At 74.7% G+C, this 24,736-nt stretch carries 22 protein-coding genes; 11 read left to right on the plus strand and 11 right to left on the minus strand.

The features are described from left to right. Window positions 1-7 precede the first annotated feature (7 nt). The 5 genes from paaD (at window position 8) to ACI79D_RS16065 (ending at window position 4,262) form a co-directional block, all read left to right on the plus strand. The gene (gene paaD, locus ACI79D_RS16045) at window positions 8-514 is read left to right on the plus strand and encodes a 1,2-phenylacetyl-CoA epoxidase subunit PaaD (RefSeq protein ID WP_456919437.1); all 507 of its coding nucleotides are present in this window, start codon (window positions 8-10) and stop codon (window positions 512-514) included. A 3-nt stretch (window positions 515-517) separates the two neighbouring features. Next, window positions 518-1,594, plus strand: coding sequence for a 1,2-phenylacetyl-CoA epoxidase subunit PaaE (gene paaE / locus ACI79D_RS16050; protein WP_456919438.1), 1,077 nt, complete (start codon window positions 518-520; stop codon window positions 1,592-1,594). Beyond that, window positions 1,591-2,361 carry an enoyl-CoA hydratase-related protein gene (locus ACI79D_RS16055; protein WP_456919439.1) on the plus strand — a complete coding sequence of 257 codons (771 nt, stop codon included), beginning with the start codon at window positions 1,591-1,593 and terminating at the stop codon, window positions 2,359-2,361. Before paaE ends, ACI79D_RS16055 begins: the two co-directional genes overlap by 4 nt. Then, a complete protein-coding gene (locus ACI79D_RS16060) occupies window positions 2,358-2,777 on the plus strand; it encodes a thioesterase family protein (RefSeq protein WP_456919440.1) in 420 nt (139 codons plus the stop codon). Before ACI79D_RS16055 ends, ACI79D_RS16060 begins: the two co-directional genes overlap by 4 nt. 99 nt (window positions 2,778-2,876) lie before the next feature. Beyond that, window positions 2,877-4,262: an MFS transporter gene (locus ACI79D_RS16065; RefSeq protein WP_456919441.1), complete on the plus strand. Its 1,386-nt coding sequence runs from the start codon at window positions 2,877-2,879 to the stop codon at window positions 4,260-4,262. A gap of 87 nt (window positions 4,263-4,349) precedes the next feature. Here ACI79D_RS16065 and ACI79D_RS16070 read toward each other — a convergent pair whose 3' ends face one another. Beyond that, window positions 4,350-5,561, minus strand: a complete 1,212-nt coding sequence (locus ACI79D_RS16070) for a cytochrome P450 (protein ID WP_456919442.1) — start codon at window positions 5,559-5,561, stop codon at window positions 4,350-4,352. 308 nt (window positions 5,562-5,869) lie between these two features. Between ACI79D_RS16070 and ACI79D_RS16075 the strand changes: the two genes are divergently transcribed. Beyond that, a complete protein-coding gene (locus tag ACI79D_RS16075; RefSeq protein WP_456919443.1) occupies window positions 5,870-7,234 on the plus strand; it encodes a TrpB-like pyridoxal phosphate-dependent enzyme in 1,365 nt (454 codons plus the stop codon). Window positions 7,235-7,279: 45 nt separating this feature from the next. Here the strand turns inward: ACI79D_RS16075 and ACI79D_RS16080 are convergent, their stop codons facing one another. Next, a complete protein-coding gene (locus ACI79D_RS16080) occupies window positions 7,280-8,878 on the minus strand; it encodes a carboxylesterase/lipase family protein (protein ID WP_456919444.1) in 1,599 nt (532 codons plus the stop codon). A gap of 184 nt (window positions 8,879-9,062) precedes the next feature. Here ACI79D_RS16080 and ACI79D_RS16085 point away from each other — a divergent pair, with 184 nt between their 5' ends. Beyond that, a complete protein-coding gene (locus tag ACI79D_RS16085; protein ID WP_456919445.1) occupies window positions 9,063-9,758 on the plus strand; it encodes an alpha/beta fold hydrolase in 696 nt (231 codons plus the stop codon). Between the two features lie 56 nt (window positions 9,759-9,814). Here ACI79D_RS16085 and ACI79D_RS16090 read toward each other — a convergent pair whose 3' ends face one another. Next, window positions 9,815-11,932: a DUF222 domain-containing protein gene (locus ACI79D_RS16090; RefSeq protein WP_456919446.1), complete on the minus strand. Its 2,118-nt coding sequence runs from the start codon at window positions 11,930-11,932 to the stop codon at window positions 9,815-9,817. Between the two features lie 113 nt (window positions 11,933-12,045). Then, window positions 12,046-12,990 carry a quinone oxidoreductase family protein gene (locus tag ACI79D_RS16095; protein WP_456919447.1) on the minus strand — a complete coding sequence of 315 codons (945 nt, stop codon included), beginning with the start codon at window positions 12,988-12,990 and terminating at the stop codon, window positions 12,046-12,048. Between the two features lie 218 nt (window positions 12,991-13,208). Between ACI79D_RS16095 and ACI79D_RS16100 the strand changes: the two genes are divergently transcribed. Together ACI79D_RS16100 and ACI79D_RS16105 are read left to right on the plus strand one after the other, a co-directional pair. After that, complete coding sequence (locus ACI79D_RS16100; RefSeq protein ID WP_456919448.1) at window positions 13,209-13,505, plus strand: antibiotic biosynthesis monooxygenase family protein; 297 nt, start codon at window positions 13,209-13,211, stop codon at window positions 13,503-13,505. A gap of 193 nt (window positions 13,506-13,698) precedes the next feature. After that, a complete protein-coding gene (locus tag ACI79D_RS16105; RefSeq protein ID WP_456919449.1) occupies window positions 13,699-15,078 on the plus strand; it encodes an MFS transporter in 1,380 nt (459 codons plus the stop codon). 62 nt (window positions 15,079-15,140) lie between these two features. On the opposite strand, the gene ACI79D_RS16110 is transcribed toward ACI79D_RS16105, so the two are convergent. The 7 genes from ACI79D_RS16110 to ACI79D_RS16140 form a co-directional block, all read right to left on the minus strand. Next, window positions 15,141-16,061, minus strand: coding sequence for an AEC family transporter (locus ACI79D_RS16110; protein WP_456919450.1), 921 nt, complete (start codon window positions 16,059-16,061; stop codon window positions 15,141-15,143). 4 nt (window positions 16,062-16,065) lie between these two features. Beyond that, window positions 16,066-16,923, minus strand: coding sequence for an ATP-grasp domain-containing protein (locus ACI79D_RS16115; RefSeq protein ID WP_456919451.1), 858 nt, complete (start codon window positions 16,921-16,923; stop codon window positions 16,066-16,068). Then, complete coding sequence (locus ACI79D_RS16120; RefSeq protein WP_456919452.1) at window positions 16,920-18,434, minus strand: aldehyde dehydrogenase (NADP(+)); 1,515 nt, start codon at window positions 18,432-18,434, stop codon at window positions 16,920-16,922. The genes ACI79D_RS16115 and ACI79D_RS16120 overlap by 4 nt, the downstream gene beginning before the upstream one ends. A gap of 27 nt (window positions 18,435-18,461) precedes the next feature. After that, a complete protein-coding gene (locus ACI79D_RS16125) occupies window positions 18,462-19,634 on the minus strand; it encodes an L-talarate/galactarate dehydratase (protein ID WP_456919453.1) in 1,173 nt (390 codons plus the stop codon). Window positions 19,635-19,651: 17 nt separating this feature from the next. After that, a complete protein-coding gene (gene gudD, locus ACI79D_RS16130; RefSeq protein WP_456919454.1) occupies window positions 19,652-20,980 on the minus strand; it encodes a glucarate dehydratase in 1,329 nt (442 codons plus the stop codon). A 25-nt stretch (window positions 20,981-21,005) separates the two neighbouring features. Further along, window positions 21,006-21,920, minus strand: a complete 915-nt coding sequence (kdgD, locus tag ACI79D_RS16135) for a 5-dehydro-4-deoxyglucarate dehydratase (RefSeq protein ID WP_456919455.1) — start codon at window positions 21,918-21,920, stop codon at window positions 21,006-21,008. A 136-nt stretch (window positions 21,921-22,056) separates the two neighbouring features. Next, window positions 22,057-22,950: a LysR substrate-binding domain-containing protein gene (locus tag ACI79D_RS16140; RefSeq protein ID WP_456919456.1), complete on the minus strand. Its 894-nt coding sequence runs from the start codon at window positions 22,948-22,950 to the stop codon at window positions 22,057-22,059. Window positions 22,951-23,090: 140 nt separating this feature from the next. Between ACI79D_RS16140 and ACI79D_RS16145 the strand changes: the two genes are divergently transcribed. Next, entirely contained in the window at window positions 23,091-24,104 is a 1,014-nt protein-coding gene (locus ACI79D_RS16145; RefSeq protein ID WP_456919457.1) for a tripartite tricarboxylate transporter substrate binding protein, read from the plus strand. A gap of 125 nt (window positions 24,105-24,229) precedes the next feature. Further along, a complete protein-coding gene (locus ACI79D_RS16150; RefSeq protein WP_456919458.1) occupies window positions 24,230-24,733 on the plus strand; it encodes a tripartite tricarboxylate transporter TctB family protein in 504 nt (167 codons plus the stop codon). Window positions 24,734-24,736 lie beyond the last annotated feature (3 nt).

Raw genomic sequence — 24,736 nt, forward strand, 5'->3', positions numbered from 1 at the left:
GGCAGAAATGGCCATTTCTGCCCTCACGGACCCGCGGGACGTGGCCGAGACGGTCACCGACCCCGAGCTGCCGATGCTGACCCTCGCCGACCTCGGCGTCCTCCGCGACGTCCGGGTCGAGGACGGCACGGTCGTCGTCGACATCACCCCGACCTACTCGGGCTGCCCGGCGATGGGGGTCATGCGGGCCGACCTGCTGCACGCCCTGCACCGCGCGGGGTTCGCCGACGTCGAGGTGCGCACCGTGCTCTCCCCCGCCTGGAGCACCGACTGGATCAGCGAGGAGGGCCGCCGCAAGCTCGCCGCCGGTGGCATCGCCCCGCCGGGGAAGGCGCCCGTCCGCCCCGCCGGCCCGGTGCCGCTGCAGCTGGGACCGACCCGCCGCACCGCGGCCTGCCCGGTGTGCGGCTCGCCCGACACCGAGGAGCTCAGCGAGTTCAGCGCCACCGCCTGCAAGGCCCTGCGCCGCTGCCGCAGCTGCCGGGAGCCCTTCGAGCACGTCAAGGAGATCTGACCCGTGACCGCGAGCACCCGCCGCCGGCCGCAGTTCCACCCGCTGAAGGTGGCCCGCGTCGAGCAGCTCACCGACGACGCCGTCGCGGTGACCTTCGACGTCCCGCCCGAGCTGGCCGAGGACTACGTCTTCAAGCCCGGCCAGGCGCTCACCCTGCGCCGAGTGGACGGCGATCGCGACGAGCGCCGCTCGTACTCGATCTGCGCGCCGGTGGGCGCCGCGCCTCGGGTCGGCGTCCGCGAGGTGCCCGGCGGGTTCTTCTCCTCCTACCTGGTGCACTCGGTGCGCCCGGGCGACGAGATCGAGGTGCTGCCGCCGTCGGGGACCTTCACCGCCGACCTGTCGGTTCCCGCCGACCACGTGTTCGTCGTCGCCGGCTCCGGCATCACCCCGGCGTTGTCGCTGGCCGCCAGCGTGCTGCGCGACGGGGAGTCGACGGTCACCGTCTTCTACGGCAACCGGCGCACCAACACCGTCATGTTCGCCGACGAGCTGGCCGACCTGAAGGACCGCTACGGCACCCGGCTGCAGCTGGTGCACGTCCTCTCCCGCGAGCCGCGGGACGCCGAGGTGACCAGCGGCCGGCTCGACGGCGCCCGACTGCGCACACTGATCGACAACCTGGTCGACGCCGAGCACGTCGACCACTGGTGGCTGTGCGGCCCGCACGGGATGGTCGGCGACGCTCGCGCGCTGCTGGCCGAGCTCGGCGTCCCGGCCGAGAAGGTGCACCAGGAGCTGTTCTACGTCGACGACGTCCCGCCACAGCCGGTCCGCGGGGACGACGCGACCGTGACCGGGCCGAGCAGCGAGGTCACCGTCGTCCTCGACGGCCGCACGACCACCATGACGCTGCCGCGCGACGTGCCGGTCCTCGACTCCGCACAGCGGGTGCGCGGCGACCTCCCCTTCGCCTGCAAGGGCGGGGTCTGCGGCACCTGCCGGGCGCGGGTGACCGCGGGTGAGGTGGAGATGCGGCGCAACTACGCCCTCGAGCCGAGGGAGGTCGAGGCGGGCTACGTGCTGACCTGCCAGTCGGTGCCGGTGACCGACGACGTGACCGTGGACTTCGACGCGTGAGCACCGAGCCGGTCCTGCGGGTCGGGCTGCGCAGCGGCGTCGCCACCCTCACCCTCGACTCCCCCGCCAACCGCAACGCCCTCTCCCGGACGATGCGCGCCCAGCTGCGCGACGCCCTGGCCGCCGCGCGGGCCGACGACGCGGTCCGCGTGGTCGTCCTCGACCACACCGGCCGGGTCTTCTGCTCGGGCATGGACCTGGCCGAGGCCGCCGGCGGGGCCGCGGAGGACCAGGGGGTCAACGAGTTCCCGGCGCTGCTGGAGACGATCTGGGACTTCCCCAAGCCCGTGGTGGCGGCCGTCCGCGGGCCCGCCCGGGCCGGCGGCGTGGGCCTGCTGGCCACCTGCGACGTGGTGGTCGCCGCGACCTCGGCGACCTTCGCGTTCACCGAGGTCCGGGTGGGCGTGGTGCCGGCGGTCATCTCCGCGGTCTGCCTGCCGCGGATGCTGCCGAACGTGGCCCACCGGCTGATGCTGACCGGCGAGGTGTTCGAGGCCCCGGCAGCGCTGGCCGGCGGCCTGGTGGACCTGGCCGTCCCGGACGGCGAGGTGGACGCCTGCGTGGCCGCGCAGGTCGACGCCCTGGGCCGCGGCGCGCCGTCTGCCCTGGCCGAGACCAAGCGCCTGCTGCGTGCCCGATCAGGTCCGCTGGGCGAGCGGTTCCCCGAGCTGCTGGCGCTGTCCGCGCGGTTCTTCGCCAGCGAGGAGGGCCAGGAGGGCATCGCCGCCTTCCGCGAGAAGCGCCCCGCGCGCTGGGTGCCGGCGTGAGACCCGTCGCCGTCGGGGCCGCCGCGGACCTCGACGTCGTCGTGACGCCGGAGATGATTGTCCGGTTCGACGAGCTCGGCCCGGTGCACCCGGTCTACGCGACCTACACGATGGCCAAGCACTTCGAGGAGGCCGGGCGCAAGCTCCTGCTGCGCCACCTCGAGCCGGGCGAGGCCGGGATCGGGCGGTCGGTGTCGGTCGAGCACCTGGCCCCGGCCTGGGTCGGCGACCCGATCCGGGTGACGGCCCGCTGCGTCGAGGTGCGCGGCAACCGGCTGACCTGCGAGTGCACCGCCGTCGACGCCGGCGGCCACGAGCTCGGCCGTGGCACGACCGTCCAGGTGGTGCTCCCCGAGGAGGCGCTGGCGGCGCGCATCGGCGAGCAGGCCGCGGCCCGGGCGGCCGGGGACCGTTAGTTCGGGCACGCATCGTTGTGTCCCGGACCACACCCCCGCTACAGTTCCGCCGGTAATAACTGACCGCTCGGTCAGTATCGAGCCCCAGGGGGACGACGGATGGCCACGACCGACACGGCACGGCGACCGCGCGAACGGCTGACCACCGAGGAGCGCAAGGTCCTCGCGGGCACCCTCGCCGGCACCACCATCGAGTGGTACGACTTCTTCATCTACGCCCAGGCCGCCGGGCTGGTCCTGGCGCCGCTGTTCCTCTCCCCGGTCAGCGAGGACTCCCCGGGCCTGGCCACGGTCCTCTCGCTGGCCACCATCGGCATCAGCTTCCTGTTCCGCCCGCTCGGGGCGATCGTCGCCGGCCGGTTCGGCGACCGGCTGGGCCGCAAGCGGATGCTGGTCTTCACGCTGCTGCTGATGGGCGCCTCCACGGCGCTGATCGGGCTGCTGCCCACCTACGAGCAGATCGGCCTGGCCGCGCCGGCGATCCTGATCCTGCTGCGAGTGCTGCAGGGCTTCTCCGCCGGCGGCGAGTGGGGCGGCGCGGCGCTGATGTCGGTGGAGCACGCCCCGGTCAACCGGCGCGGCCTGTTCGGCGCCTACCCGCAGATCGGCGTCCCGATCGGGATGATCCTGGCGACCGGCGTGCTCTACCTCATCTCCACCGTCACGACCCCCGAGCAGTTCGCGTCCTGGGGCTGGCGCATCCCGTTCCTGCTGTCGGTCGCGCTGATCGTCATCGGCTACCTGATCCGTCGGGCCGTCGACGAGAGCCCGGTCTTCCAGGAGATGCGGCTGCGGAAGAAGGAGTCGTCGGCGCCGCTGCGCGACCTGTTCCGGAGGAACACCAAGCAGGTCGTCCTCACCGCGCTGATCTTCGTCGCGAACAACGCCGCGGGGTACCTGCTGATCGCCTTCTTCATCGCCTACGCCACCACGGCGCTGGGGATGGCGCGCACCTCGGTGCTGCTGGCGACCACGCTCGCCTCGTTCGGCTGGCTGGTCTTCACGCTCTACGGCGGCGCCCTCTCCGACCGGATCGGCCGGGTGCGCACCTTCCAGATCGGCTACGCCCTGGTGTTCGTCTGGATGATCCCGCTGTTCCTGCTCATCGACACCGGCGACATCTGGCTCTACGGCGTCGCGCTGCTGGTGCTGACCGTCGGGCTGGGCCTGTCGTACGGCCCGATGTCGGCCATGTACGCGGAGATGTTCCCGGTCGCCGTCCGGTACTCGGGGATCTCCATCGGCTACGCCCTCGGCGCGATCCTCGGCGGCGCCTTCGCCCCGATGATCGCCGAGCTGCTCATCCAGACCACCGGCTGGTCGGGGTCGATCGGGATCTACATCATGGCGCTCTGCGTCGTCTCGCTGGTCGCGGTGACCGTCGCCGGGGAGACCCGGGGCAACAACCTGCGGGTGACCGAGGCCCACGAGCAGTACCTGCGCGAGCACCCGGAGGTGGCCCGCGACCTGGGTCAGCGGCCGTGATCCCGGCCCGGCCGCGACCAGCACGCGGTCGAGCGGCTGCGCGCGGCCGGCGGGGGTGCCGGCCGCGCGCAGGGGCCTGGTCGCCGGTCAGGCCCGGGTGACGGTCACCGGCACGCTCGCCCAGCCCTTGAGCGTGTTGTTCAGCTTCGGCGTGGGCTCGCCGGCCGGCTCGAGGGTGCGGGCGCGCTGCGCCAGCGCGGTCAGCACCAGCTCGGTCTCCAGGCGGGCGACCGGCTGGCCGACGCACTGGTGGATGCCCATGCCGAAGGCGACGTGCCCGGCGGTCCGGCGGTTGAGGTCGAGCACCTCGGAGTCCTCGCCCCAGTGGCGGGGGTCGCGGTTGGCCGAGCCGAGGAACAGCAGCACCTTGGTGCCCTCGGGGATGTGCGTGCCGGCGACCTCGACGTCGCGGGAGGTGGTGCGGAAGAAGGTCTGCACCGGCGACTCCCAGCGCAGCGCCTCGTCGTAGGCGAACTTGGCCTTGGCCGGCTGCGCGTGCAGCTGCGCCCACTGCTCGGGGTGCCGCGACAGCCCGTAGACGGTGTTGGCGATGCCGTAGACGGTGGTGTCCACCCCGGCGGTCAGCAGCGAGCGGACCAGCATCGGCGCCTGCTCGTGGGTGATCTCGCCGCGGTCGGCGGCGGCCCAGATCTGCGCGCCGAACCCGTCGGGCGCCAGGTTCTCCCGCTGGCACTGCTCCCAGATCCAGGCCTGCACCGGGGCCGCGGTGGCCAGGGCGTTGCGGCGGAGCTCGTTGTCGGGACCGAAGGCGTTGAACGCCAGCCCGCCGTAGGGCAGCAGGTTCTCCCGGCCCTCCTCGGGCAGGCCCATGGCGTCCGGGAAGACCCGCAGCGGGTAGACCTCGGCCAGGTCGGTCACCGCGTCGAAGGTGCCCTGCTCGACCAGCCGCTCGGCGATCTCGGCCGCGGGGGCGGCGAACCGCTCGCGCAGCGCCCGCATGCTCCGCGGGGAGATCACGCCGTTCATCGCCGTCCGGACGACGGTGTGGTCCGGCGGGTCGGCCTCCAGCAGCAGGCTCGGCGGCCGCCAGGGCTTCTCCTTGGCGAAGTCGGCCAGGCCGGCGCCGCGGCTGGAGACGAAGGTCTCCCAGTCCCGCAGCGACGCGGAGACCTCGTCGAACCGGCCCATCGCGTAGATGCCGTAGCGGGGCAGGAACACCACCGGCCCGGCGTCGCGCAGCCGGCGGTGGAAGTCGTAGGGGTCGGTCAGCACCTCGGTGCCGAACGGGTCGTCGTCCAGCACGGGGACGTCGGTGGCGGGCAGGCTGTCGACGGTCATCGGGGTTCTCCTGGGGCTCAGAGGTCGAGGACGAGACGGGGGCAGGCGGCCCGGGACACGCAGACCAGGGTGACCGCGCTCACCACCGCATCCCACCCGACTCTCATCCAATGAGAAGCCGTGAGGTTGACGACGGCTGCGGTTGCCCCGCTACGGTGGCGGGCGTGAGCCGTTGCACGCACTGGTGGGCGTGGTCGTCGAGGACGACCCCGGCCCGCTGACGCGCGCCCGGACCGTCCCCCCGCCGGACGGTCCGAGGTCCTCCCCTTCGGTCGGCCGGTGGGCCGTTCCCTGGAGGAGAGCACCCGATGACGAGCACCGACGTCGGTGACCTGGACCGCGCCGTCCGTCCGCTGACCAAGGCCGTGCTGGCCGAGGCGGACCTGCCCACGCACTGGTACAACCTGGCCGCCGACCTCCCCGCGCCGATGCCGCCGTACCTGCACCCCGGCACCGGGGAGCCCCTGGCGCCCGACGACATGGCGCCGCTGTTCCCGGCCGCGCTGATCGAGCAGGAGATGACCGGCGAGCGGTTCGTGCCGATCCCCGAGCCGGTGCGGGAGGTGTACCGGCTGTGGCGGCCCTCGCCGCTCTACCGGGCGCACCGCCTGGAGCAGGCCCTGGGGACCCCGGCGCGGATCTACTACAAGTACGAGGGCGTCAGCCCCGTCGGCAGCCACAAGCCGAACACCGCGGTCGCGCAGGCGTACTACAACGCGGCCGAGGGCGTGCGGCGACTGACCACCGAGACCGGAGCCGGCCAGTGGGGCAGCGCGCTGTCGTTCGCCTGCTCGCTGTTCGGGATGGAGTGCGAGGTGTGGCAGGTGCGCGCCTCCTTCGACAGCAAGCCCTACCGGCGGATGCTCATGCAGACCTTCGGCGGCGTCGTCCACCCCAGCCCCTCGGAGCTGACCGAGGCCGGCCGCGGCTTCCTCCAGCGCTTCCCCGGCACGACTGGCAGCCTGGGCATGGCAGTGAGCGAGGCGGTGGAGTCGGCGGCGCCCGACCCCGAGGCCCGCTATGCGCTGGGCAGCGTGCTCAACCACGTGCTCCTGCACCAGACCGTCATCGGCGAGGAGGCGCTGCGGCAGCTGGAGCTGTTCGGGGAGGAACAGGCCGACGTCGTCTTCGGCTGCGCCGGTGGCGGGTCGAACCTGGCCGGGCTGGCCTTCCCCTTCCTGCGCGGGAAGCTGGCCGGGCGCACCGGCACCCGGGTGGTGGCCGTCGAGCCGACGGCGTGCCCGTCGCTCACCCGGGGGCGGTACGAGTACGACCACGGCGACGTCGCGGGGCTCACCCCGCTGATGAAGATGCACACGCTGGGGCGGGACTTCGTGCCCGACCCGATCCACGCCGGCGGGCTGCGCTACCACGGGATGGCCCCGATGGTCAGCCACGCCGTCGAGCTGGGGCTGATCACCGCGCAGGCGGTCGACCAGCGCGAGGCGTTCGACGCCGGGGTGCTGTTCGCCCGCACCGAGGGGCTGGTCCCGGCGCCGGAGTCCTGCCACGCCATCGCCGGCACGATCGCCGAGGCCCGCCGTCGCGCGGCCACCGGCGAGGAGGGGGTGCTGGTCCTCGGGCTGTCCGGCAACGGGCAGCTGGACCTGCCGGCCTTCGCCGAGCACCTCACCGGCACCCCGGAACCCACCGCCGGCGACCAGCCGTTCTGACCGCCGCTGCGCGGTCGGGCGGACCACCGGGTCCGTCCGACCGCGTCAGCCGGTGGGCTGTGCGTCCCAGAACGCGCACCGGTGCTCGTCGGCCAGGGCGGCGTCGGGCAGCACGGTGCTCGCGCCGCCGGGCTGCAGGGACAGCACGCCCTCGCCCGAGCCGTACTCCGGCCAGGCCGTCTGACCGGCGACGGCGGGGTCCCCGGACCGCACGAAGGCACCCCAGTACTGCTTCATCTCGGCGGCCAACTGCTGCTCGGCCGCGTCGAAGGTCGGGGCGATGGGCGTGCCGTTGTCGAAGCTGGGCCACAGGTACGCCAGCTCGGCGGCGTGCCCGGCGCCCCACTCGTAGCCGGGGACCGGCCGCAGGCCGGGCCCGGTGCGGGCGGCGAACTCGTACGCCCACGTCGGCACGTGGGCGGCGAGGTCGCGGGTGAGCGCCCGGTTGGGGCAGCCGCCGATGCCGGCGGCGAGTCCGGCATCGGTCCAGACGGCGCCGGCGAGGTACGCCGGGGTGAACTGGTCCGCGTCGGCCGGCCACGGATAGCGGGCCAGCACCTCGTCGGCGGCCTCGGGGAAGGTCTCGCGCACCCACGCCTCGTACTGCTCCCGCGTCCAGCCGATGCTGTCGGCCGCGAAGGTCCGGCCCTCGTCGAGGTTGGCCCCGATGACCACCGGGACCTGCGCGAGGTCTCCCTCGGTGACGGCGACGCGCGGGTCGGCGGGCAGGAACGGCGTGCCGCGGACCGGGGGCACGACGGGCATCGGGGCGTCGATGAGCGCGGCCACCGGGGCGCTCCGCAGGCAGGCCGCCGCGGTCGCGGGGTCGGCGCACCCCACGGCTGCGGCGATCTCCTCGCCGCCGGCGTCCGCGTCCTGCTGGGTGCGGCTCGGGCACGACCCGCTCTGGAGCATCGCGGCGGCGAGCAGGTCGCGGGACCCGGGGGCGACCAGGTGCGTGCAGACGGAGAAGCCGCCGGCCGACTCGCCGCCGACGGTCACCCGGGCGGGGTCGCCGCCGAACGCGGCGACGTTGTCCCGGACCCAGCGCAGGGCCGCCTGCTGGTCCATCAGCCCGTAGTTGCCCGACTCGCCCTGCTCCGCGGTCAACGCGGGGTGGCCGAGGAAGCCGAGCGCCCCGAGCCGGTAGTTCAGCGTCACGCCGAGGACGCCGGTCGCCTCGACGATCTCGGTCATGTCGTGCTGGTTGGAGCTGCCGTTGAGGAAGCCGCCGCCGTGGATGAACACGTAGACCGGCAGGCCGTCGTCGACCGAGGTCCCGGTGGGGCGCTGCACGTTGACGAACAGGCAGTCCTCGGTCTCCGAGCGCGGCCCGTTGGTGCTCTCGGCCGCGGAGCAGCGGTTGCCGAACTGCTCGGCCGGCCGGACGCCGTCCCACGGCGCGGCCGGCTGCGGCGGGGTCCACCGCAGGTCCCCGACCGGCGGGGCGGCGTACGGGATGCCGAGAAAGCTCTCCACCCCCTCGGCGCGGATCCCGCGCACCGCGCCCTGCTCCGTGTCGACGACGGGCGGGTCGTCCGACTGGGGTGCCGCCAGGGCTGCCGTGCCGGCCGGCGCCCCCACGGCGACGAGGACCCCGGCCAGCACGGCGGCCGGCGTGGCGAGCAGATGACGACGGCGCATCTCGTCCCCCTCGTGCGGCGATCGGTACGGCACGGAGACGCCGGGCGTCCGGGGCGGCGGGGCTGGCCACTCGCGGGAGGACCGGCGGGCGCTGCGGCAGATCGGGACCGGGTCAGCATCCGCCGCGAACCGCCCCGACGGCAACAGCCGCCGGGGCGCTCTGCCGGCCCGGCAGACTGGGCCGGTGGAGACGTCGACGACGCCGGGCGCCGTGCTGGTGCACGGGCTGTGGCACGGCTCGTGGTGCTGGGACGCCGTCCGCGCCGCGCTGGACGAGCGGGGCGTCGACAGCGTCGCCGTCGACCTGCCGCTCACCGGCCTGGCCGAGGACACCCGGGTGACGCGGGAGGCGCTCGCCCGCTTCGGGCGGCCGGCGGTGCTCGTCGGGCACTCCTACGGCGGGGCGGTGGTCACCGGAGCCGGCACCCACCCACTGGTGCGCGAGCTCGTCTACGTGGCGGCGTTCCAGCTGGACGACGGAGAGTCGGTCAGCCGGACCCGCGCCGGACAGGGGCTCCCCGACACCCGGCTGGCCGAGGCGATGCGCGTCTCCGGCGACGAGGTCGGCCTCGACCGCTCCCTCGGGCTCCGCCTGCTGTACGGCGACGCGCCGGCCGACGTGGCCGAGGCGGCCGCCGCCCGGTTCCGCCCCGTCCACCGCACCGTCTTCCGCGGCGTCCCGGAGGCGATCGCCTGGCGGACGGTGCCGTCGACCTACGTGGTGTGCACGGCCGACGAGGCGGTGCACCCGGAGCTGCAGCGGGCGATGGCGCAGCGCGCCACCCGCACCGTGGAGTGGCCCTCCGGGCACAGCCCCGCCGCCACCCGCCCGGACCAGCTCGCCGACCTGGTCGCGGAGCGGGTCGCCGCGATCGGCTGACGGCGCAGCCGCGCCGCGCCAGCTCCGGTGCCGGCCGGTCGGTCGCGGCCGGTCCCTCAGAACGGAGGGGGCGCCGTGGTGACGGTCAGGCCGGTGGGGGTGGTGACGGTCAGCGTGCCGTCGGGGGCGAGGTCGTGCGACCAGCCCGGAGCCTGGTGCTTGCCGCGGTGGTCACCGACGCAGAGCCCGGCGAGGTTCACGACCGCGGTCGGCCCGTCGGGGTAGCGGACCCGGTGGTCCAGTTCCCCGGTCGCCACGGGGCGGCGGCACCCGGGGAACCGGCAGCGACGGTCGCGGGCCCGGAGGAAGCGGTCCAGCGCGGCCGCGGGCCGGTAGCCGTCGGTCGGGCCGGGCGCCCCGAGGCCGGGCCGGCCGGTGAGGTCGTGGGTGCAGCTCGCCGGGTCGCGGCGGCACCCATCGGCGCCGCAGCAGGCGGCCCGGCGGATCTCGGGCAGGTCGGTGAGCGACACCAGCGCCCCGGTGAGGGCGTCGACCAGGGCGATGCGGGGCCGGTCGGCCAGCCCGCCCCCGGCCGTGCGGGCGAGCAGGTCCGTCAGCGACTGCTGGTCGGCCTCGGCCGCCACCGTGAGCGCCGCGAGCGCGTCGGCGGCGGCGTCGACCCGCCCGGTCGGGCTCGCCCGCCAGGCAGCCTCGTCGGCGGATGCTGCGGTCTCAGCGGTGCGCACCAGCCGCCGCGCGTGCGCGAGCGCGAGCTGAGCGCGGTACGCGGCCTGGGAGGCGTCGTCCACCGCCCGGTCGGCCGCCGCCCACCAGCCGTGGTCCGGCGCGCCATGGGCCGGCGGTCCGCCGACGGGTGGTGCCGTCAGCCCCGGAGCCGCGGACGCCCACCGTTCGTCCGGCGGATCGGGATCGGCCACCAGCCCGCGTTCGACGTCCGCCCACCAGCGCTCCTCGGCCTCCAGCAGAGCTCGTTCGAGGGACGGGTCGATGTCGACGTCCCCGTGCCACGTCTCGCCGTCGCCCCTCGCCCAGTCGCCGGTGGCCGGCGTGCCGACGCGGTCCCCGTCAGCACCGCCGCCGGCCGCGGCCGGATCGCCGTCGGACACGGCGGAGTCGGCCACGGGGCCGTCGGAGGGAGCACCGGACGCGGCGGCGTCGGACGGGGCGGCAGACGCGGCTGCGGCGGAGGGACCGCCGGGCCCGGGGGCCGGATCGGCGCCGGTGAGCAGCCGGAGCAACTGGCGGACCACCTCGGCCGGCACCACCTGCCCGTTCAGCTCCCCCGGCTCGTCGCCACCGAGCACCGTGCTGACCGCGGCGACCAGGGTGAGGGCGACCTGCACCGGAGGTCGATCCGACTCCCCCGGCCGCAGCACCAGGTCCATCAGACAGTCGGCCATCTTCTGCCCCCGCGTACGGGTGTCGCCCGGTTCGCTCGGCAGCGCGTCGGCGTACGCACCCAGCGCGCCGTACAGCGCCTGCGCCTCTGGCAGCGTGAGCACCGAGGTGACAGCAGCCATCCCCTCGGTGCGCTCTCCACGGAGGTGGACCCCGCGCTCCCTGACCGCCTTCGCGAGCCGGTCGGCCGCGTCGCGGGCGCCCCGCCGCAGCGTCTCGCGGCGGGCCTTGTCGCGGAGCTGCGCCGGCGTCGTGATCTCGCCCCGCGCCGCGCGGTCGGCCACCCACCCCAGCAACGCCGCCTCGATCTCGGCGCGCAGCCGGTCGTCGCCGATCGGGGCCACGAGGTCCAGCAGAGGCCACAGGTGGTCGGCGTGCAGCGCACCGGCCTCCGTCGCCGCCAGCGCCGCCGGCAGCCGGGTCACCAGCGTGAGCGACCGCTCGAGCAGGTTCTGCGCCGACCGCTGGGTGTAGGCCAGTGCCACCGACAGCTCCGCCGTGGCCCACTCGCTCACCGGCCGCAGCACCTCCGGCCGGGCCGCCCACCGCTCCGGGCTCATCGCCCCGCGCTCACCCTGCTGGCGGTCGAGCGACGCCAGCCGGGACGCGGCGAACTCGGCGACCGCACGAGCCCGCAGAGCGACCAGTCGGGAGATCTCGCGATCCGCCGCCTGGACCACGCCCAGCGGACCACCCGACAGCGCCACTGGCGGGCCAGAGGCCGGCCACGCCGTCGACGCGGTCCCGGAGGTGCACCCGGGCGCCGAGGACCCTGCCGCCTCGATCGCCACCCCGCCGCCCATGTGTTCGATCATATGTTCGAGTCATCCCATCGGCAAGGCCTGGAAGGGCGAAGCCGCAGGTCAGGAATCTGCACGCGGGGTGCGGACGAGTCGGCCAGCGCCCGCGACGACGGGCCCGGCCGGCGTCAGGGGATCAAGAGCAGCTTGCCGGTCGTCCGCCGTCCCTCGAGGTCCTCGTGCGCCCGCCGGGCCTCGGCCAGTGGGTACCTGCCGCCGATGCGGACGTCGAGCCGGCCGGCGGCGACCATGTCGAGGACCGCGCCGGCCCGCTCGCGCAGCATCTGCGGGGTGCGCGTGTAGGTGGCCAGCGTCGGCCGCTGCACGTACAGCGAGCCGTGCCCGGCCAGCTGCTGCAGCACCAGCGGCTCGGGCTGCCCACTGGCGGCGCCGTACAGGATCATCCGCCCGGTGGGCCGCAGCGCGGTCAGCCCCGCGGCGAACGTCGTCCGGCCGACGCCGTCGTAGACGACCGCCGCGCCCTCGCCGCCGGTGAGCTCGCGGACCCGCTCGGGGAAGCCGTCGTAGCCGACGACGACGTCGTCGGCGCCCGCCGCGCGGGCCAGCTCGGCCTTCTCCTCGGTCGACGTCGTGGCCAGCACGTGGCCGCCGCGGGCCCGCACCAGCTGGGTGAGCAGCAGGCCCACGCCCCCGGCCGCGCTGTGCACGACGGCCCAGTCGCCCTCGGCGACGGGGTAGGAGTCGGCGGTCAGGTACTGGGCGGTGCAGCCCTGCAGCATGACGGCGGCGGCGACGTCCGCGGCCACCCCGTCGGGCACCGGGACCAGCTTGTCCCGGGGTGCGACGACCCGGGCGGCGTAGCTGGCCGGGACGTCGAGCCAGGCGACCCGCTCGCCGGTGCCGACGACGGTGCCCGCGCCCTCCGCACCGACGACCGCGGGGAGGTCGGGGCCGTAGGGTGGCCGGCCCTCGCGCTCGTACACGTCGCGGAAGTTGACGCCCACGGCCTCGACGTCGACCAGCACCTGCCCGTCGCCGGGCTCGGGATCGGGGCCGTCGCGCACCATCAGCACCTCGGGTCCGCCGGTGCGCTCGATGACCACCGCCTGCACGTCGCCTCCCGTTCTCGGCCGTGTCTGCTGCCTACCACGCGGAGACCCAGGTCACACGACGAGGTGACCTGCGGGTCGAGCCGGCCGGGCCGACGGCCGGGTGTACGGGGTCGAGCGCGCCGCCGCCGGAAGCCGGCGTGCCGGGAGACACCTCGACGGCCGACACTCGACGGCACGACCGGGATCCTCCGAGGGGAGACGCACTGATGATGACCGTGGTGACGACGACCAGGCTGCGCCCGGGAGCAGAGCGGGACTGGGACTCGGTGGTCCGCGACCGGTTCGAGTCCGCGCACGGCCGGCCGGGCTGGATCTCCGGCCAGCTGCTGACCCCCGAGAACGAGGAGCACACCCGCGTCATCGTCGGCACGTGGCGCAGCCGGGAGGACTGGGCGGCCTGGCACGAGGACCCCGCCTTCCTCGACCAGCGCACCCGGCTGACCGAGCTGGAGGCCGAGCCGAGCACCACCGCCTGGTTCAGCGTCGTGGCCGACGCGCGGGCGGGACAGGGCTGACCCCCGCCCGACGGGCGGGCGGTTGCCTGTCCTCCGCCCGATGCCCCCGCGGCATGGATCGATGCCCAAAGGGGCTTGGACGCGCATCGGAGCGGCTGCATAGCGTCGGCGGGTCCTCGATGTGGCCCGCGCCACCGCCGCCCCCGGGCGCAGCGGTGCGGCGGGGCCCGGCCCGACGGAGAGAGAGCCCTTGGTGACGGTCTCCACCCCCGAGCGCGACGCCGCGCTCAGCAGTGCGGTCGGCAAGTTCTTCCGCCGCGTGGTCCCCCTGTTCATCGTCATGCTGATCTGCAACCAGCTGAACAGGTCGAACATCGGCTACGCCGAGGCGCACCTGGAGGCCGACGTCGGCATCGGGGCGGCGGCCTACGGCTTCGGCGCCGGGCTGTTCTTCATCGCGTACGCAATCTTCGAACTGCCGAGCAACGTGCTCATGGAGCGGTTCGGCGCGCGCGTCTGGCTGACCCGGATCATGGTCACCTGGGGTCTGGTCTCCGCGGCGATGGCGTTCGTGACCGGCCCGACGATGTTCTACGTCCTGCGCTTCCTGCTGGGCGCGGCCGAGGCGGGCTTCTTCCCGGCGGTGATCTTCTACCTGACCCGCTGGCTGCCCGACAGCCACCGCGGCCGGGCCACCGCCCTCTTCATCGCCGGCTCCTCGATCGCCGCGGCGGTGTCCGGGCCGATGTCCGGGCCGCTGCTGTCGCTCGACGGCGTGCTGGGCCACCACGGCTGGCAGTGGCTGTTCCTCCTGGAGGGCCTGCTCTCCGTCGTCGTCGGCCTCGTCGCCTTCGGCATGCTCGACTCCAAGGTCTCCGACGCCCGCTGGCTCACCGCGGCGGAGAAGGACGCCCTCGGCGGGCGGATCGCGGCCGAGGACGCCGAGCAGGCCGCCGCCCACCGCGCCAATGGCCGCTCGCGCTGGCGGATGCTCGTCGACCGCCAGGTACTGCTGTTCTGCGGGGTCTACTTCGCCATCCAGCTGTCGATCTACGCCAACACCTTCTGGCTGCCGTCGATCGTCCGCCGCATCGACGGCACGAACGACGTCACGGTCGGCCTGCTGTCCTCCCTGCCCTGGATCTGTGCCGTCGTCGCCATGTACGTGACCGGCCGGGCCGGAGACCGCAGCGGAAACCGCAAGCCGCTGCTGGTCGGCGCGCTGCTCACCGCCGCCGTCGGCACCTACCTGGCCGCCGTCGCCTCCCCGGTGCTCGCGCTGGTCTTCCTGTGCCTCGCGGCGATGGGCTTCAAGAGCGCCAGCCCGCTGTTCTGGTCCTTCCCGCAGGGCTCGCTCAACCCCGTGGTGCTGGCCCCGGCCGTGGCGCTGGTCAACTCGCTGGGCAACCTGGGCGGCTTCGTCGCGCCGTTCGGCTTCGGCCTGGTCAAGGAGGCCACCGGCGAGGTCACCCTCGGCCTCTACGCGCTTGCCGCCGCCTCACTGCTGGCCGCGCTCACGGTGCTCACCACCTTCCGCGGTCGCCGCGCCCCGGTGCCGGCGGAGCAGGTGCCGGCCGACGACCAGGTGCCGGCCGCCGAGCGGGAGCCGGCCGAGGCCCGCACCTCCGCCTGAGCCACGAGACACGAGGAGCCGGCCGCCCCCGTGGTGGCCGGCTCCTCGTCGTTCGTGGCGCCTCAGCCCAGCAGCAACGCGACCCCCACCAGGACCGGCACGGACAGCACCGTGGTGAGCAGGACGACGTCCCGGGCCAGCACCGTGGAGCGGCCGGAGGCGGCCGCGTAGACGAACACGTTCTGCGCCGTGGGCAGCGCGGAGGTGACCGTGACCGCGAGCAGCTCCACCCCGTCGAGATCGGCCACCCACCGCCCGAGGGCGTAGGCCAGCAGCGGCTGCCCCAGCGTCTTGAGCGCCACGGCGAGCCACACCCGCCCCGCCTCGCTGCCCGACCCCGGCCGCGGCGCACCGTGCAGGCTCATGCCGTAGGCGAGCAGAGCGGCCGGGACGGCGAGCCCCGCGACCAGCTCGACCGGGCGCAGCACCACCGCGGGGAGCTGGAGACCTGTGGCCGCGACCAGCAGCCCGAGCCCGCAGCCGACGACCACCGGCGTCCGGACCGGCGCGGTCAGCACCCGCCACCGCGACGTCCCCCCGCGGTCCCGCCCGCCGAGGACGGCGAGGCCGATCGGCGCCATGACCAGCACCTGGAACAGCAGCACCGGCGCGACGTGCGACGCGTCGCCCAGGACGTACACGGCGACGGGGACGCCGAGGTTGCCCGCGTTGACGTAGGAGGAGGCGAGCGCGCCGGTCGCCAGGTCGGCCGCGGGCACGCGCCGTCGCCACCGGTCGAGGACGACGAACAGGAGGGCGCACGCCACCGCGCTGCCGGCTGTGGCGACCAGGGCGGGCGAGACCAGCACAGCGGGGTCGGCCTCGACGAGGGTCAGGAACAGCAGCGCCGGCGTCGCCACGAAGAAGGCCAGCCGGGACAGCACCTCCGAGGCGCCGGCCCCGAGCGTGCCGGTCCGGCCGGCGAGCCAGCCCACGGCGATGACCGCGCCCAGCGCGGCGAAGCCGCCGAGGACGCCGTTCACCGGGTCACGGCAGCGCGGCCCGCACCGCCTCGACGAACCGGTCGACGGCGGCGGGGGCCTGGGGCAGGAAGAGGCTCGGCTCGGCCAGCTCCAGCTCGAGCAGCACGGGCCGGCCGGAGGGGTCGGCCACGAGGTCGATCCGCGCGTACAGCGGGGCCGACCCGGGGACCAGGCCGGGCACGGCGTCGAACACCGCCTGCGCCACCTCGCGCTGCGCGGCGGTGCACGCGACCGGCCGCAGGTCCCCGCGGCTGTCCCGGTCCTGCCGGACGCCCTCGCGGGGCGCCAGCAGCGGCCCCTTGCGGACGGCGTGGGAGAACCGGCCGCCGAGGAACAGCACCGCCGTCTCCCCCGCCTGGTCCACGCTGGACAGGTAGGGCTGCAGCATCGCCGTCCGCCCGGCCGCCCGGAGCTGCGCGGCGTGCGCCAGCGCCGAGCCTGGGTCGGCCCACCGGGCGGTGTCCCGGGACCCGGCGGAGACCGACGGCTTCACCACCCACTCGGCGGCGTCGGGCAGGTCCCCGGCGTCGACCGGGTCCCAGACCGTGGGGACGACCGGCAGGCCTGCGCGGTCGAGGTCGCGCAGGTAGGTCTTGTCGGTGTTCCACCGCAGCACGGCCGGGTCGTTGCGCAGCCGCGGCACCGACTCCGCCCAGGCCAGGAACTCCGCCCGGCGCCAGGAGTAGTCCCAGCACGAGCGGACGACGGCCAGGTCGATCGCGGACCAGTCCACCGCCGGGTCGTCCCACCGGACGAGGTCGACCGCGACGCCGGCCGCCCGCAGGGCCGGGGCCGCGATCGGCAGGTCGGGGTCGACCCGCAGGCCGCGCTCGGAGCTCACCAGCGCGACCCGCGCGGTCACCTCGGCAGCTCCAGCACGCCGTCCACCCGCCGCGGGATGCCGTGGTAGCCGTCGGTGAGCTCCTCGGGCAGGACCTCCTGCGGCGCGCCCTGCCACGTGACCGGGCGCAGGAAGCGCCGGATCGCGGTGGTGCCCACCGAGGTGTGCTGGGAGTTGGTCGAGGGCCACGGCCCGCCGTGGTGCTGGGCCCAGGACACCGCGACCCCGGTCGGGTAGGCGTCGTAGACCAGCCGGCCGGCGCGGGTGCGCAGCTGCTGGGAGACCGCCAGCGGCAGCTCGGTCTCGCCCTCGCCCCGCAGCACGGTCGCCGTCAGCGAGGAGGGCATGGCGTCCAGCGCGGCGAACAGCTCCTTCTCGCCGTCGTAGCGCGCCACCACCGACACCGGCCCGAAGCACTCCTCGGTCACCTCGGACGGCAGGTCGGCTGCGGTCGTCGACAGCAGTCGGGGCACGGCGGTGAACCCGGGGCCCGCGGGCTCCTCGCCGCGCGCGAGCTCCTCGACGCCGGGCGCGGCGGCCAGGCCGTCGGAGATGCGGCCGTAGGAGGCGGCGATGCCGGCGTTGAGCAGCACCGGGGCGGCCGCGCCGCGCACCGCCTCGGCCATGGCGTCGACCAGCGCGTCGCCGTCCGGTCCCGCCGGCACGAACGCGAGACCGGGCTTGGTGCAGAACTGGCCGCCGCCGAGGGTGAACGAGCCGACCAGCTCGCCGCCGATGCGGTCGCCGCGCTCGGCGGCCGCGGCCGGGGTGACGACGACGGGGTTGAGGCTGGAGAGCTCCCCGTAGAACGGGATGGGGTCGGAGCGGGAGTCGATGATCCGCTGCAGCGCCTGCCCGCCGGTCAGCGACCCGGTGAAGCCCACCGCGCGGATCGCCGGGTGGGCGACCAGGTCGGCGCCGGCCTGCTGGCCGAAGACGATCCCGAGGGTGCCCGCGGGCGCGCCGGCCTCGCCGGCGGCCTGCACCAGGACGTCGAAGACCAGCCGCGACGTCGCAGGGTGCGAGCTGTGCGCCTTGACCACCACCGGGCAGCCGGCGGCCAGCGCCGAGGCGGTGTCCCCGCCGGGCACCGAGAAGGCCAGCGGGAAGTTGCTCGCACCGAACACCGCGACCGGGCCGATCGGCACCAGCATCCGGCGCAGGTCCGGCCGCGGGCCCATCGGCGTGTCCCCGGCCGGGTCGATCGCCGCCTCCAGGTAGCTGCCCTCGTCGAGCACCTCGGCGAAGACCCGCAGCTGGTAGCAGGTGCGGGTCAGCTCGCCGTTGAGCCGGGTGGTGCCGAGCGCGGTCTCCCGGTCGGCGACGGCCACGACGTCGTCCCGGCGGGACTCCAGGGCGTCGGCCAGCGCGCGGAGCAGCGTCGCGCGGCCGGCCCGGCCCAGCTCCTCCAGGGCGGGCGCGGCGGCCAGCGCGGCGGTGCAGAGGCGGTCGACCTCCGCGGTCGGGGTCTCCGGCGCGACGGCCTCGACGGCCTCACCGGTGCGCGGGTCGACGCTGACGACGTCGGTCATGGGTTCGTCCTCCAGGGAGTTGCGGGGTCAGCGGGCCGTGGCGACGTGCACGCGGTCCACGGTCCAGGCGCGGGCCTGGTCGCTGAGGGTGACGCCGAGGCCGGGCCGGTCGGAGATGTACATCCGGCCGTCCCGGGTCTCCAGGCGCTCGTTGAACAGCGGGTACAGCCAGTCGAAGTGCTCCACCCACGGCTCGCGCGGGTAGGCGGCGGCCAGGTGGACGTGGATCTCCATGGCGAAGTGCGGCGCCAGCTGCAGGTTCGCGACGTCGGCGAGGGTGGCGAGCTTGAGGAACTGGGTGATGCCGCCGATCCGCGGGGCGTCGGGCTGGAGAACGTCCACCGAGCCGTGCCGGATGAGCTCGGCGTGCTCGGCGACGCTGGTCAGCATCTCGCCGGTGGCGATCGCGGTGTCCAGCGTGCGGGCGAGCTGCGCGTGGCCCCCGGCGTCGTAGGCGTCCAGCGGCTCCTCGATCCAGACCAGGTCGAACTCCTCCAGCCGGCGGCTGACCCGCATGGCGGTGGGCCGGTCCCACTGCTGGTTGGCGTCGACCATGAACGGGACGCCGTCGCCGAGGTGCTCGCGGACGGCGCGCACCCGGCGCAGGTCCTCGGCCGAGTCGGGCAGCCCGACCTTGATCTTGATGCCGCCGACGCCGGACTCCAGGGTGCGGGTGGCGTTGTCCTTGACCTGCTCGATGGACTCGTGCAGGAAGCCGCCCGAGGTGTTGTAGCAGCGCACCGAGTCGCGGTGGGCGCCGAGCAGCTTGGCCAGCGGCAGGCCGGCGCGCTTGGCCTTGAGGTCCCACAGGGCGACGTCGATGGCGGCGATGGCCTGCGTCGAGGCGCCGCTGCGGCCCACCGACGCGCCGGCCCAGACCAGCTTGGTCCACAGCCGGGCGATGTCGCTGGGGTCCTCGCCGATCAGGTCGGGGGCGATCTCGCGGGCGTGCGCGAACTGCGCCGGGCCGCCGGCCCGCTTGGAGTAGCTGAAGCCGACCCCCCCGTGCCCGCCCTCGGTGCGGATCTCGGCGAACAGGAAGGCGACCTCGGTCATCGGCCGCTGCCGGCCGGTGAACACCTTGGCGTCGCTGATCGGGTTCGGCAGCGGCAGGGTGACCGAGGAGAGCGTCACCGACTCGATCCGGTCGAGGACCGCCGGCGCGGTGGAGAGGAACGGGGCAGGCACGGTCGTCGTCATCGCGGTCTCCAAGGGGCTCAGCGGACCAGGCAGGGGCGCTTCGGGTCGAACTGCCAGCCGGGGACGAGGTACTGCATGGCGACCGCGTCGTCCCGGGCGCCGAGGCCGTGCTCGAGGTAGAGCTCGTGGGCGGCCTTGAGGGCGTCGGGGTCGAGCTCGACGCCGAGCCCGGGCGCGGTCGGGACCTCGATGGCGCCGTCGCGGATCTGCAGCGGCTCGCGGGTGAGCGCCTGCCCGTCCTGCCAGATCCAATGCGTGTCCAGGGCGGTGATCTCCCCCGGGGCGGCCGCCCCGACGTGGGTGAACATCGCCAGGGAGACGTCGAAGTGGTTGTTCGAGTGTGAGCCCCAGGTCAGGCCGAACTCGTGGCAGAGCTGGGCCACTCGCACCGAGCCGCGCATCGTCCAGAAGTGCGGGTCGGCCAGCGGGATGTCGACCGCGTTGGACCGGACGGCGTGGGCCATCTGCCGCCAGTCGGTGGCGACCATGTTGGTCGCGGTCGGCAGGCCGGTGGCCCGGCGGAACTCGGCCATGACCTCCCGGCCGGAGAAGCCGCCCTCCGCGCCGACCGGGTCCTCGGCGTAGGCGAGCACGCCGTGCAGGTCGCGGCAGAGCTCGACGGCGTCGGCCAGCAGCCAGCCGCCGTTGGGGTCGAGGGTGACCCGTGCGTCCGGGAAGCGCTGCGCCAGCGCCCGGACGGCGGCGACCTCCCGCTCGCCGGCCAGCACGCCGCCCTTCAGCTTGAAGTCGCTGAACCCGTACCGGGCCTGCGCCGCCTCGGCCAGGGCGACGACCGCCTCCGGGGTGAGCGCGGGCTCGCGACGCAGCCGCTCCCAGTCGTCGGCCGGGTCGCTCTCGGCGAGGTAGGGCAGGTCGGTGGCCCGCCGGTCGCCGACGTAGAACAGGTAGCCGAGCATCGGGACGCTGTCGCGCTGCTGGCCGTCGCCGAGCAGCTCGGCCACCGGGACGCCGAGGTGCTGGCCGAGCAGGTCCAGCAGCGCCGACTCCAGCGCGGTGACGGCGTGGATCGTCGTCCGCAGGTCGAAGGTCTGCAGCCCGCGGCCGCCGGCGTCCCGGTCGGCGAAGGCGGCCGACACCGCCCGCAGCAGCCGGCCGTACTGGGCCACGGGCCGGCCGACGAGCAGCTCGGCAGCGTCCTCGATGGTGCGGCGGATCGCCTCCCCGCCGGGCACCTCCCCCACACCGGTCCGGCCCTCGCTGTCGGTGAGGACGGCGATGTTGCGGGTGAAGAAGGGGCCGTGCGCGCCGCTGAGGTTCAGCAGCATGCTGTCGCGCCCGGCGACGGGGACCACCTCGACGCGGGCGACGGTGGGCGTGCGGCTCATGCCGTCCTCCAGGGGAGCGGGGTGGTCAGGAGACCTTGCCGACCAGCGCGGTCAGCTCGTCGAGCTCGGCCTCGGTCAGGTCGGTCAGCGGCGGCCGCACGCGCCCGCCGTCGCGCCCGACCGCGGTCAGGCCGGCCTTGACGATGGAGACGGCGTACCCCTTCCGCCGGTCGCGGATGTCGGCGTAGGGGATGACGAAGTCGTTGAGCATCCCGTAGACCGCCGCGCGGTCCTGGGCGCGCACGGCCGCGTAGAAGCGCAGCGCGAACTCCGGCAGGAAGTTGTACAGGGCCGAGGAGTAGGTGCTCACGCCCAGCTGCAGCAGCGGCAGCGCGAAGGTCTCGGCGGTGGGCAGGCCGCCGACGTAGATCAGCCGGTCGCCGACCTTGGCGTAGGTGCGGGTCATCTGCTCGATGTCGCCGATGCCGTCCTTGAGCCCGATGAGGTTCGGGTTGCGGTCGGCGACCTCGGCGACGGTGACGTCCCGCAGGACGGCGTTGGCCCGGCTGTAGACGATGACGCCGAGGTCGGTGGCCCGGCACACCGCGCTGATGTGCTCGACGAGGCCGGCCTGGCTGGCCTCGGTCAGGTACGGCGGGAACAGCAGGATGCCGTCGGCGCCGGCCTCCTGCGCGGCGCGGGCCTGGGCGACCGACTGCGCCGTGCCGCCGGTCGCGGGGGCGAGCACCGGCACGCGGCCGGCCACCTCGTCCACGGCGACGCGCACGACGCGGTCGATCTCCTCGTGGGTGAGCGAGAAGCCCTCGCCCGTGCCGCCGGCGGCGAACAGGCCGGCGACGTCGAAGCTCGACTGCCACGCCAGGTGCTGGCGGTAGCGCGCCTCGTCGAACTGCAGGTCGGCGTCGAAGTGGGTCACCGGGAAGGAGAGCAGGCCGGACTTCAACCGGGTGGCGAGCTCGGCGGGCGGCAGCAGGGTCACGGGGTCGTCCTCGGGTCCGACGGGTCCGGGGTCGTCCGCCAGAGGGCGGGTCCGGAGTGGTCGGCGCCACCGTAAGAACGGCCGACGATGCGTGTCCAAGATTGGTTTCGCATCGCCCGATGCCGTGAGGGCATCGTCAGGACGTCGGGAAGGCCCGCTCCAGCACGTCGAGCACCCGCCAGAGGGCCGGGTTGCGCGACTGCCGCATCCAGAGCAGGTGCAGCTCCACCGGCTCGGCGACCGGCGTCGCGAGCGGCACGAACTCGACGCCGTCGATGTGCAACCGGGTGGCCGACTCCGGGACGAAGGCGACCCCGCGACTCGCGGCCACCAGCCACAGCATGGTCAGCACCTGGCTGACGGTGTGGACGACGTTCTCGTGCGCGACCGGCACCAGGCCCACGACGAGGTCGTAGAAGTAGCGCGCCTTGGTCGGCGAGTGCATGACCACCGGCTCGCCGGCCAAATCGTCGGCGACGACGGGCCGGCCCAGCCCGGCCAGCCGGTGCCCGGCGGGGACGGCGACCAGCATCGCCTCGCGGTGCAGCAGCCGGGAGCCGAAGGTCTCGGCGTCGAAGGGCGGCCGGGCCAGGCCCAGGTCGACCTCCTCGTTGAGCAGCGCGCCGACCTGCTCGCGGGTGACCATCTCGGCGAGGTCGACGTCGACGTCGGGCAGCTCGCGGGCGACCTCGTTGAGCAGCCGGCCGAGCGTGCCGTAGGTGGAGGCGGCGGTGAAGCCGATCCGCACCAGGCCGCTGGAGCCGGAGGACACCCGCCGGGCCACCTCCGGAGCGGCGTCGGCGAGGGCCAGCAGCCGGCGGGCCTCCACGAGGAACACCTCACCGGCAGCGGTCAGGGCGACCCGGCGGTTGTCCCGCTCCAGCAGTTGCGCCCCGACGCTGCGCTCGAGCTTCTGGATCTGGCGGCTCAGCGGGGGTTGGGTCATCTTCAGCCGCTCGGCCGCCCGGCCGAAGTGCAGCTCGTCGGCCACGGCCACGAAGCCCCTCAACTGCTCCAACGTGTAGGCCATGCCTTGACGGTATCAATCGATGCACGAGTGAACTTGGACAGGCATGAAGCGGCCTGCCTACGCTCCGCCGCGACCGCTTCCGGGTGACCGTGCTCACAGCCGCGGGCCCCGAGACAACCCCCTTCGCACAGGAGCGCGACATGACCAGCACCTCCCGGATCCGCCGCGGCCTGACCGCCGGGCTCGGTCTCGCGACCGCCCTCTCGCTGGCCGCCTGCGGCGGCAACCTGGGCGGCGGGGACAGCGCGGACGCCGCCGCGTCCTTCCCCGACGGCCCCATCACCCTGCTGGTCGGCCAGGACGCCGGCGGCAGCACCGACCTCATCGCCCGGGCCCTGGCCGACCAGGCGTCCGAGGAGCTCGGCGTCCCGATCACCGTCGAGAACCGGCCCGGCGCCAACGGCGCGGTGGCCGCCCAGGAGCTGGCCGGCGCCGAGGCCGACGGCCAGACGCTGATGACCTTCGTCGGCAGCCTCGCTTACATCACCCCGCTGGCGGTGAGCGAGGACGAGGCGGTCGACATCAACGACTACACCGTCGTCACGGGCATCTCCCAGGACGACTACGTGCTCGTCACCAGCCCGCAGACCGGCTTCACGACCATCGACGACATCGTCAACGCCGGCCGGCCGATCACCTTCGGGACCACGGGCGTGGGCACCGGCAGCCAGCTGTCGCAGGAGCTGCTGTTCGCCCAGACCGGCATCGAGGCCACCGCCGTCCCGTTCGACGGCGGCTCCCCCACCCTGACCGCGGTGCTCGGCGGCCAGGTCGACGTCGGCTCGGTGCAGCTGGGCGAGGCCGCCGCGCAGATCGAGGCCGGTGAGCTGGTGCCGATCGTGACCTTCGCCGAGGAGCGCCCGCAGTACCTGCCGGACACCCCGACCGCCGTCGAGGCCGGCTACGACGTGCCAGTGCAGCAGTCGCGGGCCATCGCCGCGCCCCAGGGCACCCCGGACGAGGTCGTCACGCAGCTGGAGGAGGCCTTCCAGGCCGCCTTCGCCAGCGAGGAGTACCAGAACTTCAACGAGGAGCGGCTGCTCACGCCCAACGAGGTCGGCGGCGAGGAGCTGCAGCAGCAGTGGACCGAGAACCTGGAGAACTACCGGTCCCTGGTCGAGGAGTACGCCATCGACCTCGGCGGCGGGCAGTGAGCTCGGCCCAGGGCAACGGCCCGGCGGTCCCCGGCGGCACTGCCGCCGCCGGGGGCCCGCCCTCCCACGGGCACCACGGGCCCGAGCACCACGGGCGCAAACGCCACGGGCCCGAGCACCACGGGGTGGCCGAGACCGTGCACGAGCTCGAGGACGCGCTGCACGAGATCGAGGACGAGGACCGGCCGCCGCCGGCCGGCCCGGTCACCAACCTCGTCGTCGCGGCGGCGGTGGTGGCCCTCGGGGCCGCGACCGTCGCCGGTGCCCTGAGCCTGGACGTCGGCAGCGCGGCGACCCCGGCGGCGGGGATGTGGCCGCTGCTGATCGGCGGAGTGCTCGTCGTCCTCGGCCTGGCGCTGGTTCCCCTCGCCCGCCGCACGCACGACGCCGAGCGCTTCACCCGCGCCAGCTGGCTCGTGCTGCTCGGGCTGGCCTCGATGCTGGTCTTCGTCGCGCTCATCAGCGTCATCGGCTTCGAGATCCCGGCCGCACTGCTGGTGTTCGTGTGGCTGCGCTTCCTCGGACACGAGAGCTGGCGCCTCTCCGTCATCACGAGTCTGGCCGTCGTCGTCGGGTTCTACCTGCTCTTCGTCGCCGCCCTCTCGGTCCCGATCCCGCACCTGTTCTAGGAG

The organism is Geodermatophilus sp. SYSU D00708, from assembly GCF_054050115.1.

Bases quoted from the DNA above. Each gene is read 5' to 3' on its own strand.
- ACI79D_RS16075 (WP_456919443.1), top strand. From the start codon at position 5,870: ATGACGAGCACCGACGTCGGTGACCTGGACCGCGCCGTCCGTCCGCTG.
- ACI79D_RS16070 (WP_456919442.1), bottom strand. From the start codon at position 5,561: ATGACCGTCGACAGCCTGCCCGCCACCGACGTCCCCGTGCTGGACGAC.
- ACI79D_RS16120 (WP_456919452.1), bottom strand. From the start codon at position 18,434: ATGACCGACGTCGTCAGCGTCGACCCGCGCACCGGTGAGGCCGTCGAG.
- ACI79D_RS16125 (WP_456919453.1), bottom strand. From the start codon at position 19,634: ATGACGACGACCGTGCCTGCCCCGTTCCTCTCCACCGCGCCGGCGGTC.
- ACI79D_RS16080 (WP_456919444.1), bottom strand. From the start codon at position 8,878: ATGCGCCGTCGTCATCTGCTCGCCACGCCGGCCGCCGTGCTGGCCGGG.
- ACI79D_RS16140 (WP_456919456.1), bottom strand. From the start codon at position 22,950: ATGGCCTACACGTTGGAGCAGTTGAGGGGCTTCGTGGCCGTGGCCGAC.
- ACI79D_RS16145 (WP_456919457.1), top strand. From the start codon at position 23,091: ATGACCAGCACCTCCCGGATCCGCCGCGGCCTGACCGCCGGGCTCGGT.
- gudD (WP_456919454.1), bottom strand. From the start codon at position 20,980: ATGAGCCGCACGCCCACCGTCGCCCGCGTCGAGGTGGTCCCCGTCGCC.
- ACI79D_RS16090 (WP_456919446.1), bottom strand. From the start codon at position 11,932: ATGATCGAACACATGGGCGGCGGGGTGGCGATCGAGGCGGCAGGGTCC.
- paaD (WP_456919437.1), top strand. From the start codon at position 8: ATGGCCATTTCTGCCCTCACGGACCCGCGGGACGTGGCCGAGACGGTC.
- ACI79D_RS16065 (WP_456919441.1), top strand. From the start codon at position 2,877: ATGGCCACGACCGACACGGCACGGCGACCGCGCGAACGGCTGACCACC.